The sequence below is a fragment of the Mediterraneibacter sp. HA8405 genome, from assembly GCF_056148955.1.
Genome location: NZ_CM148758.1, coordinates 1,625,714 through 1,640,736 on the forward strand (window position 1 = coordinate 1,625,714; position 15,023 = coordinate 1,640,736).

The 15,023-nt window shown below is 46.5% G+C and carries 11 protein-coding genes, 1 riboswitch and 1 other annotated feature; of the genes, 10 read left to right on the plus strand and 1 reads right to left on the minus strand.

The annotated features are described in order from the left end of the window. Window positions 1-16 precede the first annotated feature (16 nt). Complete coding sequence (locus tag AC0QUU_RS07575) at window positions 17-1,462, plus strand: TrkH family potassium uptake protein (protein ID WP_474541814.1); 1,446 nt, start codon at window positions 17-19, stop codon at window positions 1,460-1,462. A 27-nt stretch (window positions 1,463-1,489) separates the two neighbouring features. Beyond that, complete coding sequence (locus tag AC0QUU_RS07580) at window positions 1,490-3,166, plus strand: CvpA family protein (protein WP_474541816.1); 1,677 nt, start codon at window positions 1,490-1,492, stop codon at window positions 3,164-3,166. An 87-nt stretch (window positions 3,167-3,253) separates the two neighbouring features. Here the strand turns inward: AC0QUU_RS07580 and AC0QUU_RS07585 are convergent, their stop codons facing one another. Next, a complete protein-coding gene (locus AC0QUU_RS07585) occupies window positions 3,254-3,676 on the minus strand; it encodes a hypothetical protein (RefSeq protein WP_474541817.1) in 423 nt (140 codons plus the stop codon). Between the two features lie 301 nt (window positions 3,677-3,977). Here AC0QUU_RS07585 and AC0QUU_RS07590 point away from each other — a divergent pair, with 301 nt between their 5' ends. The 8 genes from AC0QUU_RS07590 to AC0QUU_RS07625 all read left to right on the plus strand — a co-directional run bounded on the left by AC0QUU_RS07590 (window position 3,978) and on the right by AC0QUU_RS07625 (window position 15,023). After that, the gene (locus AC0QUU_RS07590) at window positions 3,978-4,565 is read left to right on the plus strand and encodes a DUF3793 family protein (protein ID WP_474541818.1); all 588 of its coding nucleotides are present in this window, start codon (window positions 3,978-3,980) and stop codon (window positions 4,563-4,565) included. Window positions 4,566-4,586: 21 nt separating this feature from the next. Next, a complete protein-coding gene (locus AC0QUU_RS07595; protein WP_474541819.1) occupies window positions 4,587-5,018 on the plus strand; it encodes a flavodoxin in 432 nt (143 codons plus the stop codon). 108 nt (window positions 5,019-5,126) lie between these two features. Beyond that, window positions 5,127-5,909, plus strand: coding sequence for a ZIP family metal transporter (locus AC0QUU_RS07600; protein ID WP_474541820.1), 783 nt, complete (start codon window positions 5,127-5,129; stop codon window positions 5,907-5,909). Between the two features lie 85 nt (window positions 5,910-5,994). Next, a riboswitch (glycine riboswitch) is annotated at window positions 5,995-6,111 on the plus strand. A gap of 2 nt (window positions 6,112-6,113) precedes the next feature. Then, on the plus strand, window positions 6,114-7,529 hold the full coding sequence (locus AC0QUU_RS07605) for an alanine/glycine:cation symporter family protein (RefSeq protein WP_474541822.1): 1,416 nt from the start codon (window positions 6,114-6,116) through the stop codon (window positions 7,527-7,529). Window positions 7,530-7,827: 298 nt separating this feature from the next. After that, window positions 7,828-9,987, plus strand: coding sequence for an anaerobic ribonucleoside-triphosphate reductase (gene nrdD, locus AC0QUU_RS07610; RefSeq protein WP_474541824.1), 2,160 nt, complete (start codon window positions 7,828-7,830; stop codon window positions 9,985-9,987). 160 nt (window positions 9,988-10,147) lie between these two features. Then, window positions 10,148-10,687: an anaerobic ribonucleoside-triphosphate reductase activating protein gene (gene nrdG, locus AC0QUU_RS07615; RefSeq protein ID WP_474541825.1), complete on the plus strand. Its 540-nt coding sequence runs from the start codon at window positions 10,148-10,150 to the stop codon at window positions 10,685-10,687. A gap of 80 nt (window positions 10,688-10,767) precedes the next feature. Then, window positions 10,768-10,986: a binding site (T-box leader), on the plus strand. A gap of 59 nt (window positions 10,987-11,045) precedes the next feature. After that, the gene (gene leuS, locus AC0QUU_RS07620; RefSeq protein WP_474541827.1) at window positions 11,046-13,478 is read left to right on the plus strand and encodes a leucine--tRNA ligase; all 2,433 of its coding nucleotides are present in this window, start codon (window positions 11,046-11,048) and stop codon (window positions 13,476-13,478) included. 216 nt (window positions 13,479-13,694) lie between these two features. Further along, the gene (locus tag AC0QUU_RS07625; protein ID WP_474541829.1) at window positions 13,695-15,023 is read left to right on the plus strand and encodes a WD40/YVTN/BNR-like repeat-containing protein; all 1,329 of its coding nucleotides are present in this window, start codon (window positions 13,695-13,697) and stop codon (window positions 15,021-15,023) included.

Consider the following 15,023-nt stretch of genomic DNA (forward strand, 5'->3'; position numbering starts at 1 on the left):
GTGAGAGGCAGAAACGATGAATAAAAAAATGATTATATACATATTAGGGAAAATGCTGGGCGTCGAAGGCGCCCTCCTTTTAATCCCGGCTGTTGTATCACTGATTTACGGTGAAAAAACAGGGATTTCCTTTTTGGCTGTAGCTGCGGTTCTGGGCGTGATTTATCTGGTTTTAGGAAGGAGAAAGCCAAAGAACAACCGGATATATGGCAAAGAAGGATTTGCAGTTGTAGGGCTTGCCTGGGTTCTCTGGTCTCTTTTCGGCGCGCTGCCCTTTGTTATTTCAGGGACTGTTCCGAATTATGTGGACGCATTTTTTGAGACGGTATCCGGCTTTACGACGACCGGATCCACCATTCTCCGGGAAATCGAATCCCTGCCCAGGGGGATTAACTTCTGGCGGTGCTTTACCCACTGGATCGGCGGTATGGGTGTGCTGGTGTTTGTTATGATGGTTACTTCTCTGGACGATGAGAACGCCATGCCTCTTATGCGCGCGGAAGTTCCAGGACCCGAGGCGGACAAGCTTGTGCCGAAGGCAAGAAGTACAGCCAGGATTCTTTACCAGATGTATTTTGCCCTGACTGCGGTGGAAGTGGTTCTTCTGATGTTTGGCGGCATGAATCTGTATGACGCACTCGTACATTCTTTCAGCACGGCGGGTACGGGAGGTTTTTCCAACAGAAACTCCAGTGTTGCCTTTTACGACAGCGCATATATAGATGGAGTGATTACTGTATTTATGATTCTGTTCGGAATCAACTTCAATCTTTATTTCCTTCTGCTCCTTAAGAACTGGAAGAGCGCGCTGAAAAATGAAGAGCTGAGGGCTTACCTGGGTATTATCGCGGCAGCAATTGCGATAATTACCGTCAATATTCTGAACATATATGAAAATGTATTTCACGCTTTCCGTTATGCAGCTTTTCAGGTGGCTTCGGTTATTACGACAACCGGATTTTATACGGCGGATTATGAGCTATGGCCGGAATTGTCAAAAGTAGTCCTCCTGACGGTTATGTTTATCGGCGCCTGCGCAGGTTCTACCGGCGGGGGAATTAAAGTCTGCCGTTTTGTGATTCTGTGTAAATCCATCCGACAGGAAATCAGAAAAATCCTTCATCCGAATGTGGTTACTATGGTGAAGATTAACGGAAAAAAGGTAAACAATGACACGATGAAGGGAATCAATACATTTTTTGCCGCATACATTTTTATACTGGTTATATCCGTTTTGATTGTAGCCATTGATAATTTCGATTTCGCTACATCATTCAGCGGTGTTCTGACAACAATAAACAATGTAGGTCCAGGTATCTCCAAAGTGGGGCCGGTAGAAAACTTCCATATGTTCTCCCCGTTGTCCAAGCTGGTGTTCTGCTTTGACATGCTGGTGGGAAGACTGGAAATATTCCCTTATCTTCTGCTTTTGTCCCCGGATCTCTGGAGAAGAAGATTCTGACAGCAGTAAAATGAAAGGAAAAGGTTTATGAAAAAAGTAAAGAGCAGACTGCTGGCCGCAGTTGTAATTCTCTGCGCGCTGGGCATTTATTATTATACGGCGCTTCCGGCGCTGAATATTCATTCCATGGATTTCTGGTTTTTTCTGATAGTAGTTGTTGTGCTCGCTGCAGTTTTTTTTACGGTTTCTTATGTAAAAAAAGAAGAGCTGAAGTATTATGACCTGAAAGAACTGAAGAACTCCGGAGTTCTGAAAGGAATTCTGGCAGTTCTGCTGCTCCTTGTTCTGATTTTTCTTGTGGGACTGCTTTTATCATCTCCGGTGATAAATGCGAAAAAATATCAGCAGCTTATGAAAGTGGAGACAGGGGAGTTTACAACAGACATTGAAGAATTATCCTTTGATCAGATTCCGCTCCTTGACCGGGATTCCGCCACACTTCTCGGAAACCGGAAGATGGGAAGCATGGTTGATATGGTATCTCAGTTTGAAGTGGATGAACTGTATTCTCAGATTAATTATCAGGATCGTCCCGTCCGGGTGTCGCCTCTGAAATATGCCGATATCATTAAATGGTTCAACAATAACGGAGAGGGGATTCCTGCCTACATTAAAATTGATATGGCAACCCAGAATACGGAGCTTGTAAAACTGGACGAGGGAATGAAGTATACGACCAGCGATCATTTTAACAGAAACATTTACAGACATCTCCGGTTTAAATATCCGACGTATATTTTCAATGATTTGAGTTTTGAGATTGACGAAGAGGGAACGCCCTACTGGATCTGTCCTGTGAAAAAATTCAATATCGGTCTGTTCGGCGGGGAGACAATCGGACGGGTGGTTCTCTGCAATGCCATTACCGGAGAGACGCAGGATTATGCGATAGAAGACGCGCCTCAGTGGATCGACAGAGCCTATTCGGCAGATCTGCTTGTGGAGCTGTATGATTATTATGGAACGCTCAAGCATGGTTTTATTAACAGTGTGTTTGGTCAGAAGGACTGTCTGAAAACGACAGACGGCTACAATTACCTAGCTATTGATGATGATGTGTGGGTGTATACCGGAGTCACGTCTATTACCGGGGATCAGTCCAATGTAGGTTTCGTTCTTATGAACCAGCGGACCATGGAGACAAGGTTCTATGAAGTGGAAGGGGCTACAGAAGATTCAGCCATGTCTTCGGCGGAAGGCCAGGTACAGAATCTGAAATATAAGGCTACATTTCCTCTGCTACTGAATATTTCAGGGGAGCCTACGTATTTTATCGCTTTGAAGGATGATGCGGGGCTGGTGAAAATGTACGCCATGGTAAATGTACAGAAATATCAGATTGTGGCAGTGGGAGACACAGTAAGTGAGTGCGAGGAAGCATATACTGATCTGATGTATGAAAACGGCATTAGCAGTGCAGTGGAAGATACCCGTGATATTCTGACAGTCAAAGCGCCGATTGCAAAGATCGCTCAGGGCGTTGTGGACGGAAATTCACATTTTTATGTTATGGTGGAAGGTTCCGGGGAGATTTTTGACATTCCGGTAACGGATTTTATAGATATTATCCGGTATGATGTGGGAGATGAAGTGACAATAGAGTACAGAAAAGGAGAGCAGACCAATACTGTATTGTCCTTAAACGGAGTGGAAAGACAAAAAGAGAGTGGTACAGATCAGTCCGGAGACGGCGGCGAGGTATAGTCCGGCACATGCGGAAATCGAAAAAGGGGAGACGTCCGTTATCTGCAGTAAAACAGATAACGGACGCCTCCCCTTTATTCTTTAAATTCAGCTGATTACATTGAAATCAGAGGAATCTATATTCTGAATATCTTTCTTGTCAGCTCCGATGCTGAGATAGAAATCTATATTGTTTTCAGAGGAAATCTTGTTTAATTTCTGAAGGAAAACAGGAAGGCTTTCCAGTGTAATGTTAGCCTGTTTCAGAACACTGTCGATAAAAATGGTCTCGATATCGTGATTGCCGGCTACCATGCCGTACAGGAATCCTACGAACTCTTCAAGGGTGAGAATATCAGGATAATCTGCCATACGGATTGCGCGGATATTAAAATCTACCGTGTATGTATCCTTGTGGCTTTTTTTGATGAATACTACGTTTCCATTGGAAGTTTTCACCTTTTCGTTTGCAAGATCAATCATTTGCTGTGTTTTTCCGCTGCCTCTCGGGCCTGTTATTAAATTTACCATGGCGAATCTCTCCTTTATGTATGTATTGTTTGAGACTTTTCACCTCTCAAATATCTAAAATCATTATACACTAAAGCCTACGGTGGAACAACTAAAAAAAGGATAAAAAAGAAAAATGTTGGCGAAAATAATACAGGACAGCTGATATAAAATTTCTGCCGGAAAATTCTCTGAAGTTTATAATTCTGAAGTAACGAACTTATTAAATGAGAAAAGTTTTCAAAATATGCATTGAAATAACAGAGCAAATATGATAGTATTTACTCAATTGAAAATCATTCTCAAAATATAGGAGGAGATTATGCCGAAAGAAGTATTGTCATATTATCTGAAAAACAGAAATCAGAGGGTTCGTCTTGGATTTCAGATTGCACTGCAGTGCGCGCCCTTTTTGAAAGGTCTGAAAGTGTCCTGCGTTATTACAATGGATGAAGAATTGTGCGGTACCCTTCCGGAACTCTTCGGTGGTATGAATATTTCCTGGCATATGCTTTCCGTATCAGACGGAAAGTGTCTGGTTCTGTTCTACAGACCCGGTCAGATGGAGCGGTATCTCTCCGGAGCAGAAGTTCATTCACTTCTCAGAGAGTACGGATACGGGGGTATGGAGCTGAACGAAATGTTTGTCCGTCTGTCAGAGAGAGTACGGGACTGTTCCGGAAAAAGAATGGGCTTCCCCCATGAGATCGGGGCATTTCTCGGATACCCGGTTGAGGATGTCAGAGGATTTATTGAAAATGAAGGAAGAAAATATCTGATGATCGGATACTGGAAAGTGTACAGCGATCTTGCCTGGGCGAGAATGACTTTCAAGGAGTACGACCGTGCAAAAAACTGTGCGGTAAATGAATTTTTAACAGGGAAGAGCATCCGGGAGATTGCTCTCTGATCAGAAACGGAGGAAGAAATAATGAGCGTATCAGTTGTATACTGGAGTGGAACAGGAAATACCCAGGCTATGGCAGAGGCGGTAGCGGAAGGAATCCGCACGGCAGGGCAGGAAGCGGCTTTGATGGAAGTATCTGCCGCAGATCCGGCATCACTGGCATCCGGGAACGCATTTGCACTGGGCTGCCCGTCTATGGGGGCAGAGCAGCTGGAAGAAACAGAGATGGAACCTTTTGTAGAAGCTCTGGAGCCTCTTGTGTCCGGAAAAACAATTCTTCTGTTCGGCTCCTATGGCTGGGGAGACGGAGAATGGATGCGGGACTGGGCAGAACGCATGAAAAATGCGGGCGCAGTGCTTGTACGTGAGGAAGGCATCATTGCAAATGAGGCCCCCGATGATGACGCGCTGGAAGAATGCCGCAGCGCGGGCCGGGAGCTTGCGGCAAAAGTGTGATGTTAAAATCCGGCATACAGTTCTGTGCCGGAAAATATTGACAACAGCTTCCTCTGATGCATATGATAAAACAGTGATGAGAATTGCCTGAAATCTGGAGGAAGAAAAATGAATCAGAATACGTTATTAGGAATATTAATACCATTTGCCGGGACCACTCTGGGCTCGGCTATGGTATTTTTTATGAAAAAGGAAATGAATCTGCGGCTGCAGAAATTCCTGCTGGGCTTTGCGGCAGGTGTGATGATGGCGGCTTCTGTATGGTCGCTGTTGATCCCGTCCATTGATATGGCATCTGAGCGGGGAGCGGCAGCATGGATTCCGGCGGCTTCCGGATTCCTGCTTGGGATGGGGTTTCTGCTGCTCCTGGACACACTGACGCCCCATCTTCATTTTACCGAGGAAAAGCCGGAGGGCATGCCGGCCCATTTAAAAAAAACCACCATGCTTGTCCTTGCGGTTACCCTGCACAATATACCGGAAGGCATGGCGGTAGGAGTGACTTTTGCAGGAGTTTTATCAGAAAACACTATGATGACGCTCGCCGGTGCTTTTGCGCTTTCCATTGGAATTGCCGTGCAGAATTTCCCTGAAGGGGCCATTATATCCATGCCGCTGAAAAGTCAGGGCCTCTCGAAAGTCAGGGCGTTTGCATACGGAAGTCTGTCGGGAATTGTGGAGCCTGCGGCGGCGCTGATTACGATTCTTCTTACCGGGCTGGTCCTTCCTCTTCTGCCCTATCTGCTGTCCTTCGCTGCCGGGGCCATGATCTATGTGGTGGTGGAAGAGCTGATTCCGGAGGCGCAGACAGGGGAACATTCCAATATAAGTACAATCGGAGTCGCTGCAGGATTTGCATTGATGATGATTTTAGATGTGGCACTTGGTTAATCCGGGTGCCTTTTGTTTCAGCTATTTCTTGTTGCCTTTCTGCGAAAAAAGTGATATCCTATACTACGCTGTGTAAAAACACAGGAAAAATTACTCAGGAGAGTCTCTTTGTAGAAAAGAGCGCCGAAGGTGTAAGCGGCTGACTGTCCATATCTTACGGTCGGGCCGCGAGTCTCTCAGGCAAAAGGATGGAGGTATAAAGGAATGTTTGAACAAATCAACAAAATTATCACAGTGATTGATGAGGCGGTGTGGGGGCTGCCGCTGATCTGTCTCATTATGGCAACGGGAATTTTTCTCACAGTTCGCCTGGGCCTTTTACAGATAAGGCATCTTGGCAAAGCATTCAAATTCATGGTGAAAAATGAAGAAGACGGCGAAGGTGAAGTTACCAGTTTTGGAGCGCTGTGCACCGCTCTTTCCGCTACTATCGGAACGGGAAATATCACCGGTGTTGCAACGGCGATTGCCGCCGGAGGGCCGGGCGCGCTGTTCTGGATGGTTGTGGCCGCGTTTTTCGGTATGGCCACAAAGTATGCGGAAGGCCTGCTGGCAATCAAATACCGTACTATTGATAAAGAAGGACACGTGCTTGGCGGTCCGTTCTATTACATAGAGAACGGCATGGGAAAGAACTGGAAATGGCTGGCGAAGATTTTTGCCTTTTTCGGAGCATGTGTGGGACTGTTTGGAATCGGTACATTTACTCAGGTAAACAGTATTGCTTCCGCGGTCAAAGATTTTTTTGATCCGGAAACGTCTCATGTGCTGTTTACAGCTTTTGGCAGAGATTATTCTGTGGCAACCGTAGTAACCGGTCTGTTTCTGACACTCTGTGTAGGACTGGTTGTAATCGGCGGTATTAAACGTATTGCAAAAGTGTCCGAGGTAGTGGTGCCGTTTATGGCGGTTCTGTATGTAGCACTGGGTGTGACTATCATTGTTACCAATCTTCCGGCTGTTCCGGGCGCGCTGGTTTCCATTGTGAAATCTGCATTTACAGGAAGCGCTCTGGCAGGAGGTGTAATGGGATCTATGGTAGTGGCCATGCAGAAAGGTGTTGCCAGGGGAATCTTTTCCAATGAATCCGGACTGGGAAGCGCTCCCATCGCGGCAGCTGCGGCAATGACCAAAGAACCTGCCCGTCAGGGACTTGTATCTATGACAGGAACATTTATTGACACGATCGTAATCTGCACGATGACCGGGCTTTCCATTGTGATTGCAGGCACATGGCTGAATCCGGATCTGGAAGGCGTTGAGATTACTATGGCTGCATTCCAGCAGGCGCTGCCGTTCCCGGCATTTGTAGCTTCATTCTCGCTGATGCTCTGTCTGGTATTTTTCGCATTTACTACGATTCTGGGCTGGAACTACTATGGCGAGCGCTGTGTGGAATATCTGTTTAACCGGAAGAAGGCTGTTGTAAAGGGATACCGCTGGCTTTATATTCTGGCCGTATTTATCGGGCCTTACATGACAGTTGCGGTTGTGTGGAATATTGCAGATATTTTTAACGCGCTGATGGCGTTCCCGAACCTGATCGCTCTTCTGGCACTGAGCGGTGTAGTGGTACGGGAATCCAGAGATTACTTTACAAGGCTGAAGCAGTCGAAATAAATAGAATTAAGAACAATTGAATACAGAAAAAAATAAATGAACCGGAAGAAGGGGAAGTTTTGACTGAATTGCCTGAAAAATTTCTCCTTCTTTTTCTTTTGCGTAAAAACCGAAATGAAAAAGTATCTTTTCGTGATAATGTACGGAATAAAATATTCTCGTTCTGAAAATACATGATCATGTGTTTTGGGGATTGCAATATACTATATTTTGTATTAGAATAGATTCCAGACGGCTATGGCGAACAGCGGACAATATTTATGCCGCAGCAGATTATGGAGAAGGAGAAGAACGGAGAATGAAAATTATAAAGCGAAACGGCTCTGAAGAGATATTTGACATCAAAAAGATTGTGATTGCGATTACAAAAGCAGACACCTCTACAGAGAGCAGAAGCCTGACCGATTCTCAGATTGAGGACATTGCAGAATATGTAGAGTTTAAATGTAATAAACTGAACCGTGCTGTATCTGTGGAAGAGATACAGGATATGGTGGAAAATCAGATTATGGCGACGGGGGCTTTTGATCTTGCAAGAAGATATGTAAGATACCGTTATAAAAGATCCCTGGTGCGCCGGGCAAATACTACGGACAACAGAATCCTCTCTCTGATTGAGTGCAATAACGAGGACGTAAAGCAGGAAAATTCCAATAAAAACCCTGCGGTGAACAGTGTGCAGAGAGACTACATGGCAGGAGAGGTCAGCCGCGATCTGACACAGAGAATGCTGCTTCCGGAAGATATTGTAGAGGCGGATAAAGAGGGAATTATTCATTTCCATGATTCGGATTATTATGCCCAGCATATGCACAACTGTGATCTCGTAAATCTGGAAGATATGCTTCAGAACGGCACGGTAATCAGCGGAACCATGATTGAGAAGCCGCACAGTTTTTCAACAGCCTGCAATATTGCTACTCAGATTATTGCTCAGGTTGCCAGCAATCAGTACGGCGGACAGAGCATTTCCCTGACACATCTGGCTCCTTTTGTTCAGGTGTCAAGAGACAAGATCCGGGCTGAAGTTAAGGATGAGATGAAACTGGCAGGAATTGAATATCCGGAACATGTTCTTAACGAAATCGTAGAAAAAAGACTGAGAAAAGAGATTACAAAAGGCGTCCAGACAATCGAATACCAGGTTATTACCCTGATGACAACAAACGGACAGGCGCCTTTCCTTACCGTATTTATGTATCTCAACGAGGCAAAGAGCGAGGCGGAGAAGAAAGATCTTGCCATGATTATTGAGGAAACCCTCAAACAGCGCTATCAGGGCGTGAAAAATGAAGCGGGTGTGTGGGTAACCCCGGCTTTCCCAAAACTGATTTATGTGCTTGAGGAAGATAATATTGAAGAGGGAAGCCCCTACTATTATCTGACAGAGCTGGCGGCCAAATGTACGGCAAAACGTCTTGTGCCGGATTATATTTCCGAAAAGAAGATGAAGGAGCTTAAAGAAGGCAACTGCTTCCCGGTAATGGGCTGCAGAAGCGCGCTCAGCCCCTGGAAAAATGAGAAGGGCGAGTATCAGTTTTACGGGCGCTTCAACCAGGGCGTTGTTACCATCAATCTTGTGGACGTAGCGCTTTCTTCCGGCGGAGACGAGGAGAAGTTCTGGAAGATCTTTGACGAAAGGCTGAATCTGTGCTACCGTGCACTGATGTGCAGGCATGAGAGACTCAAGGGAACCCTTTCCGACGCGGCTCCGATTCTCTGGCAGTACGGCGCACTGGCACGGCTGAAAAAAGGAGAGACAATAGACAAACTTCTTTATGGAGGATATTCCACGATTTCTCTGGGGTATGCAGGACTGTATGAGTGCGTGAAATACATGACCGGAAAATCCCATACGGATCCGGAGGCAACACCATTTGCGCTGTCTGTAATGCAGCATATGAATGATGCCTGTGACCAGTGGAAGAAGGAGACAAACATTGGTTTCAGCATTTACGGCTCTCCGATTGAGAGCACAACTTACAAATTCGCGAAATGTCTGCAGAAACGCTTCGGCATTATACCGGGAATTACAGATAAAAGCTATATTACCAACAGCTATCATGTATTTGTAGGGGAAGAGATTGATGCCTTTTCCAAACTGAAATTCGAGTCGCAGTTCCAGGCGCTTTCCACAGGCGGAGCGATCAGTTATGTGGAAGTTCCGGACATGCAAGACAATATTCCGGCAGTTCTTCAGGTGATCCGCTTTATTTATGACAATATCATGTATGCGGAACTGAATACAAAGAGCGACTACTGCCAGAACTGCGGTTATGAAGGTGAGATTCAGATCGTAACTACCGAGGACGGCAAACTGGAATGGGAATGCCCCCACTGCGGCAACCGGGATCAGAATACGCTGAACGTAGCAAGACGTACCTGCGGTTATATCGGCACACAGTTCTGGAACCAGGGAAGAACCCAGGAGATTAAAGAAAGAGTGCTTCATTTATAAATCGGGCTGCATTTGTGAGAACGCTGTACGTCCGGTATAGCTGACAGCAGAATTACAGGAACAGCCGCTCCGGACCCTGACGGGCAGGGCGGCTGTTTTTCTGAATTTTTTCGGGCTGATGCAGAAAAACATATCAATGAAGTGCCAGGAGAATAAAAGTATGCATTATGGTGAAATAAAAAAATACGATATAGCCAACGGGGAAGGCGTCAGGGTTTCGCTTTTTGTTTCCGGCTGCACCCATCACTGCCCGGGATGTTTCAACCAGGATACCTGGGACTTCCGGTACGGCCAGGAGTATACGGAAAGGACGCAGCAGGAGATTTTAGATGCGCTTGCTCCCGGATATATTAACGGCCTGAGCCTTCTGGGCGGGGAGCCCTTTGAACCCGTGAATCAGAAAGTACTTGTGGGGCTGCTGCGGGAAGTGAAAGAGAGATATCCCGGGAAAGACATATGGTGTTACAGCGGGTACCTGTTTGATAAAGAACTGCGGGCGGATAGCCGCGCAAGATGCGAATATACCGATGAAATGCTGTCTATGATCGATGTGCTGGTAGACGGCCGGTTTGTAGCGGCTCTGAAAGATATCCGGCTTGCCTTCCGGGGCTCTTCCAATCAGAGAGTGATTGATGTAAAGAAAAGCCTGAAGAGCGGAGGGATTATTCCGTGGGAGCCGAAAGTGAAGCGCGGAATGTAAATTATCCGCAAATCCCGGGATTCCGAATCAGAAACCTCTTGACTTATTTTAATGTTCTTTTTATAATGATTGAGTATATTTTAAAGACAAAGAAGAGAAGTAGTAGGAGCGTATCGTTTCCAGAGAGCTGTCGGGAGGTGCGAGGCAGCAGCGTAAACTCTGAACTGGTCTTGGAGTTCTTCTGCTGAATGAAGAGTAGGCGGAAGCGGGAATTCCCGTTACAGAATCAATGAGTGCATCTGACTTCAGTCAGATGAATGAGAGTGGTACCACGGAAAATAAGCCTTTTCGTCTCTTGAGTGATCAGAGTGAAAAGGCTTTCTTTATGCGTCAGAATGAGAAAGAGAGGAATAATCAGATGGGTACAAAAATTGTGTACAATCACAGAGCCATTGAAAAGAAGTGGCGTGAGAGATGGGAAGAGAATCCGGTTAATCCGAAAGTGGATGAAACCGGAAAAGAGAAGGAGAAATACTACTGTCTCGATATGTTCCCGTATCCGTCAGGAAACGGACTTCATGTCGGACACTGGAGAGGCTATGTGATCTCCGATGTGTGGAGCCGTTATAAACTTCAGCAGGGTTACTATATCATCCATCCGATGGGATGGGATGCTTTCGGACTTCCGGCTGAGAACTATGCCATCAAGATGGGCGTTCATCCGGCAAAATCCACAGCTGAGAACGTGGCAAACATCAAGAAACAGATCAATGATATCGCAGCGCTTTACGACTGGGATATGGAAGTTAATACAACAGATCCGAATTTCTACAAATGGACACAGTGGATCTTCGTAAAAATGTTCAAGGCAGGCCTTGCATATGAGAAGGAGTTCCCGATCAACTGGTGTCCGTCCTGTAAGACAGGTCTTGCAAATGAGGAAGTTGTAAACGGTAAATGTGAGCGCTGCGGCGCGGAAGTGACGAAGAAGAATCTCCGTCAGTGGATGCTCCGCATCACAAAGTACGCAGACCGTCTGTTAAATGACCTGGATAAGCTGGACTGGCCGGAGAAAGTTAAGAAGATGCAGACAGACTGGATCGGAAAATCCTACGGCGCTGAGGTTGATTTCCCGGTTGAGGGAAGAGATGAGAAGATCACGGTATATACGACAAGACCGGATACGCTTTACGGCGCAACATTTATGGTACTTGCACCGGAGCACGAGCTTGCGAAATCTCTCGCTACACCGGAGACAAAAGACGCGGTAGAGAAATACATCTACGAAGCGTCCATGAAATCAAACGTAGACCGTATGCAGGACAAAGAGAAGACAGGTGTATTTACGGGAAGCTATGCGATCAACCCGTTAAACGGTGCGAAGACGCCGATCTGGCTGTCCGATTATGTGCTTGCCGATTACGGTACAGGAGCTATCATGTGCGTGCCGGCTCATGACGACCGTGACTTTGAATTCGCAAAGAAATTTGACATTCCGATCGTTCAGGTCATCGCGAAAGACGGCAAAGAGATCGAGAATATGACAGAGGCATATACAGAGGCCGCCGGAACAATGATCAACTCCGGCGAGTGGAACGGCATGGAGTCAGCCGTGCTGAAAAAAGAAGCTCCGCACATCATCGAGGAGAGAGGACTGGGACGTGCGACAGTGAATTATAAGCTCCGCGACTGGGTATTCTCCCGTCAGCGTTACTGGGGCGAGCCAATCCCGATCATTCACTGTCCGGACTGCGGATGTGTGCCGGTGCCGGAGGAAGAGCTGCCGCTTACACTTCCGGAGGTAGAATCTTACGAGCCCACAGGAACCGGCGAGTCACCGCTTGCGGCGATTGACGAATGGGTAAACTGTACATGCCCGGTATGTGGAAAACCGGCCAGGAGAGAGACGAATACAATGCCTCAGTGGGCAGGATCTTCATGGTATTTCCTGCGCTATGTGGACAATCACAATGATAAAGAACTGGTCTCCAGAGAAAAGGCGGACAAATACCTGCCGGTAGATATGTATATCGGCGGCGTGGAGCACGCGGTACTGCATCTTCTGTACTCCAGATTCTATACAAAGTTCCTGTATGACATCGGTGTGATCGACTTTGACGAGCCGTTCCACAAGCTGTTCAACCAGGGAATGATCACAGGAAAGAATGGGATCAAGATGAGTAAGTCCAAGGGAAATGTGGTTTCGCCGGACGACCTTGTACGCGATTACGGCTGCGACTCCCTGAGAATGTATGAACTTTTCGTAGGACCGCCGGAGCTGGATGCCGAGTGGGATGACCGTGGAATCGATGGCGTCAACCGTTTCCTGAAACGTCTCTGGAATCTGCTCCAGGACAGCAAAGACAAAGATATCAAGGCGACTAAGGAGATGCTTAAACTTCGTCACAGAATGGTTTATGATATCACAAGCCGTCTGGAGAGCTTCAGCCTGAATACCGTTATTTCCGGCTTCATGGAGTACAACAACAAGTTCATCGAGGTTGCCAAGAAAGAGGGCGGCATCGATAAAGAGACGCTGGAGACCATCGCAGTGCTCATCTCTCCGTTTGCGCCGCATTTCGCAGAAGAGATGTGGGAGCAGCTGGGCCACAGTGAGACTGTCTTCAAGGCAGGCTGGCCGACCTATGATGAGAACGAGATGAAGGATGACGAGATCGAAATTCCGGTACAGATTAACGGCAAGACAAAAGCTGTCATCAGCATTTCTGCCGAGGCTTCAAAAGATGAGGCGATTGCTGCCGGAAAAGAAGCGATTGCTGACAAGCTGACAGGAAACGTGATCAAAGAGATCTATGTTCCGAAGAAGATTATCAATATCGTAATGAAATAAATCGGGATGAAATTTCACAATGGAACAGGTGTAGATACTGGGAATCATTATCTATGCCTGTTTTTCTGTTCCCGATTGGATTTTTTTAGCAGTAAGAGTATAATAAGCCATGTAAAAGTCTAGTGAACAGCAGGGAGGAAACATATTGTGGACCGGCAGGCCAGGGGACTGAAAGGCTGAGCCGGACAGAAAATGTCTGTTGACAGGAGAAGCGTTTTGGCATATTATAATCTTACAAATGTAAGACAAGAGGCAGGTGACAGCAATTTGAAAAGTGGAGTGGGAAAACCGATTCTTATTGGGGCAGCAATTTTTCTCGCCGCTCTTTTTCTCGGAGCCGGATTCCGGGAGTTTGTATGGTCTCTTTTCTCTCCGGCGTCAATTGTAGGAGATACGGTAGACTGCATGTCAGATGATCTGGAGACGATCAGCAGAAAATGGTTCGGAGAATATTTTTCTGATCTGGAGGGCTGGACTGTACCCTATAATTACCGGATTGAGAAAGCGGAAATTACTTCGGCGGAAATCCTTACAGACCTGGAGGAACCCTATATTCAGCTGGACTATCAGGTTTATGCTGCCAGCGCGAATAACGGGGTTATGTACAACCTGGAACTGATGCAGACAAATGAACGGAGAGTATATACCGGACAGATGGTGCTCCGCTGGGAGCAGACGGACTGGAACACATGGCAGATTGCCGAGAAACTCCGGCCTGTTCAGTATCAGATTATGACTCCGGAGTATCAGGAGGAGGCGAATATGCCGCAGACCCAGCATTATAAATTCCAGTCGGATAAAGAGATGACATATTATATACAGGATGAGACGCTGTATGTCACATATGACGGGGGTGAAACCTTTCAGGAAGTTCCGGACGGATATGAGAAGGTATGTAAAGAAACCAATGACACTTACGATGAGCTGCTGGATGATAACAGCTATATTGTAACAGAAGAATTTACCGGTTTTATCGGTTATACAGATCAGGGAACAGAGCTTATATATTCTGAAGATAAGGGAGGGACATGGCAGGAGAGCCTGATTACGGAGAACGGATATAAGGCCGCTTCTTTTCTTTCCAGACAGAATGGGGTATGCTATGTGACGTTTGCGACAGACCGCGCTCTTGGAAGCGATTATTATGGTTCCTGGTGGTCGGAAGATCTGAATACATGGACGTATATAACGACCGGGGATATGCCCCTTTCCAACCTGACCTGTGTGTACTGGGCTTCTGACGGAACCGGATATTACGCAAGAGGAGAACTGCTTTACCGGATGGCAGGCAGAGAAGGAGGCCTTGAGGAGCTTACCTGGCCGGAAGCCGTGGAGGTAACAGAAAGCCTTGGCTTCAATCCTTTTGATTCCATCGACAGGTTTTATGAGGAAGACGGAGTGCTTTATATGGTTGTGGGACAGGGAAGCGACGGGGATTATGTGAAAGACGGGAAACTGTCCGAGGCACTGTATCAGTCAGCGGATGGTGTCACTTTTACATTTGTAAAAGAAATTGCAGATGATACGCCGGAAGAGGCAGGATAG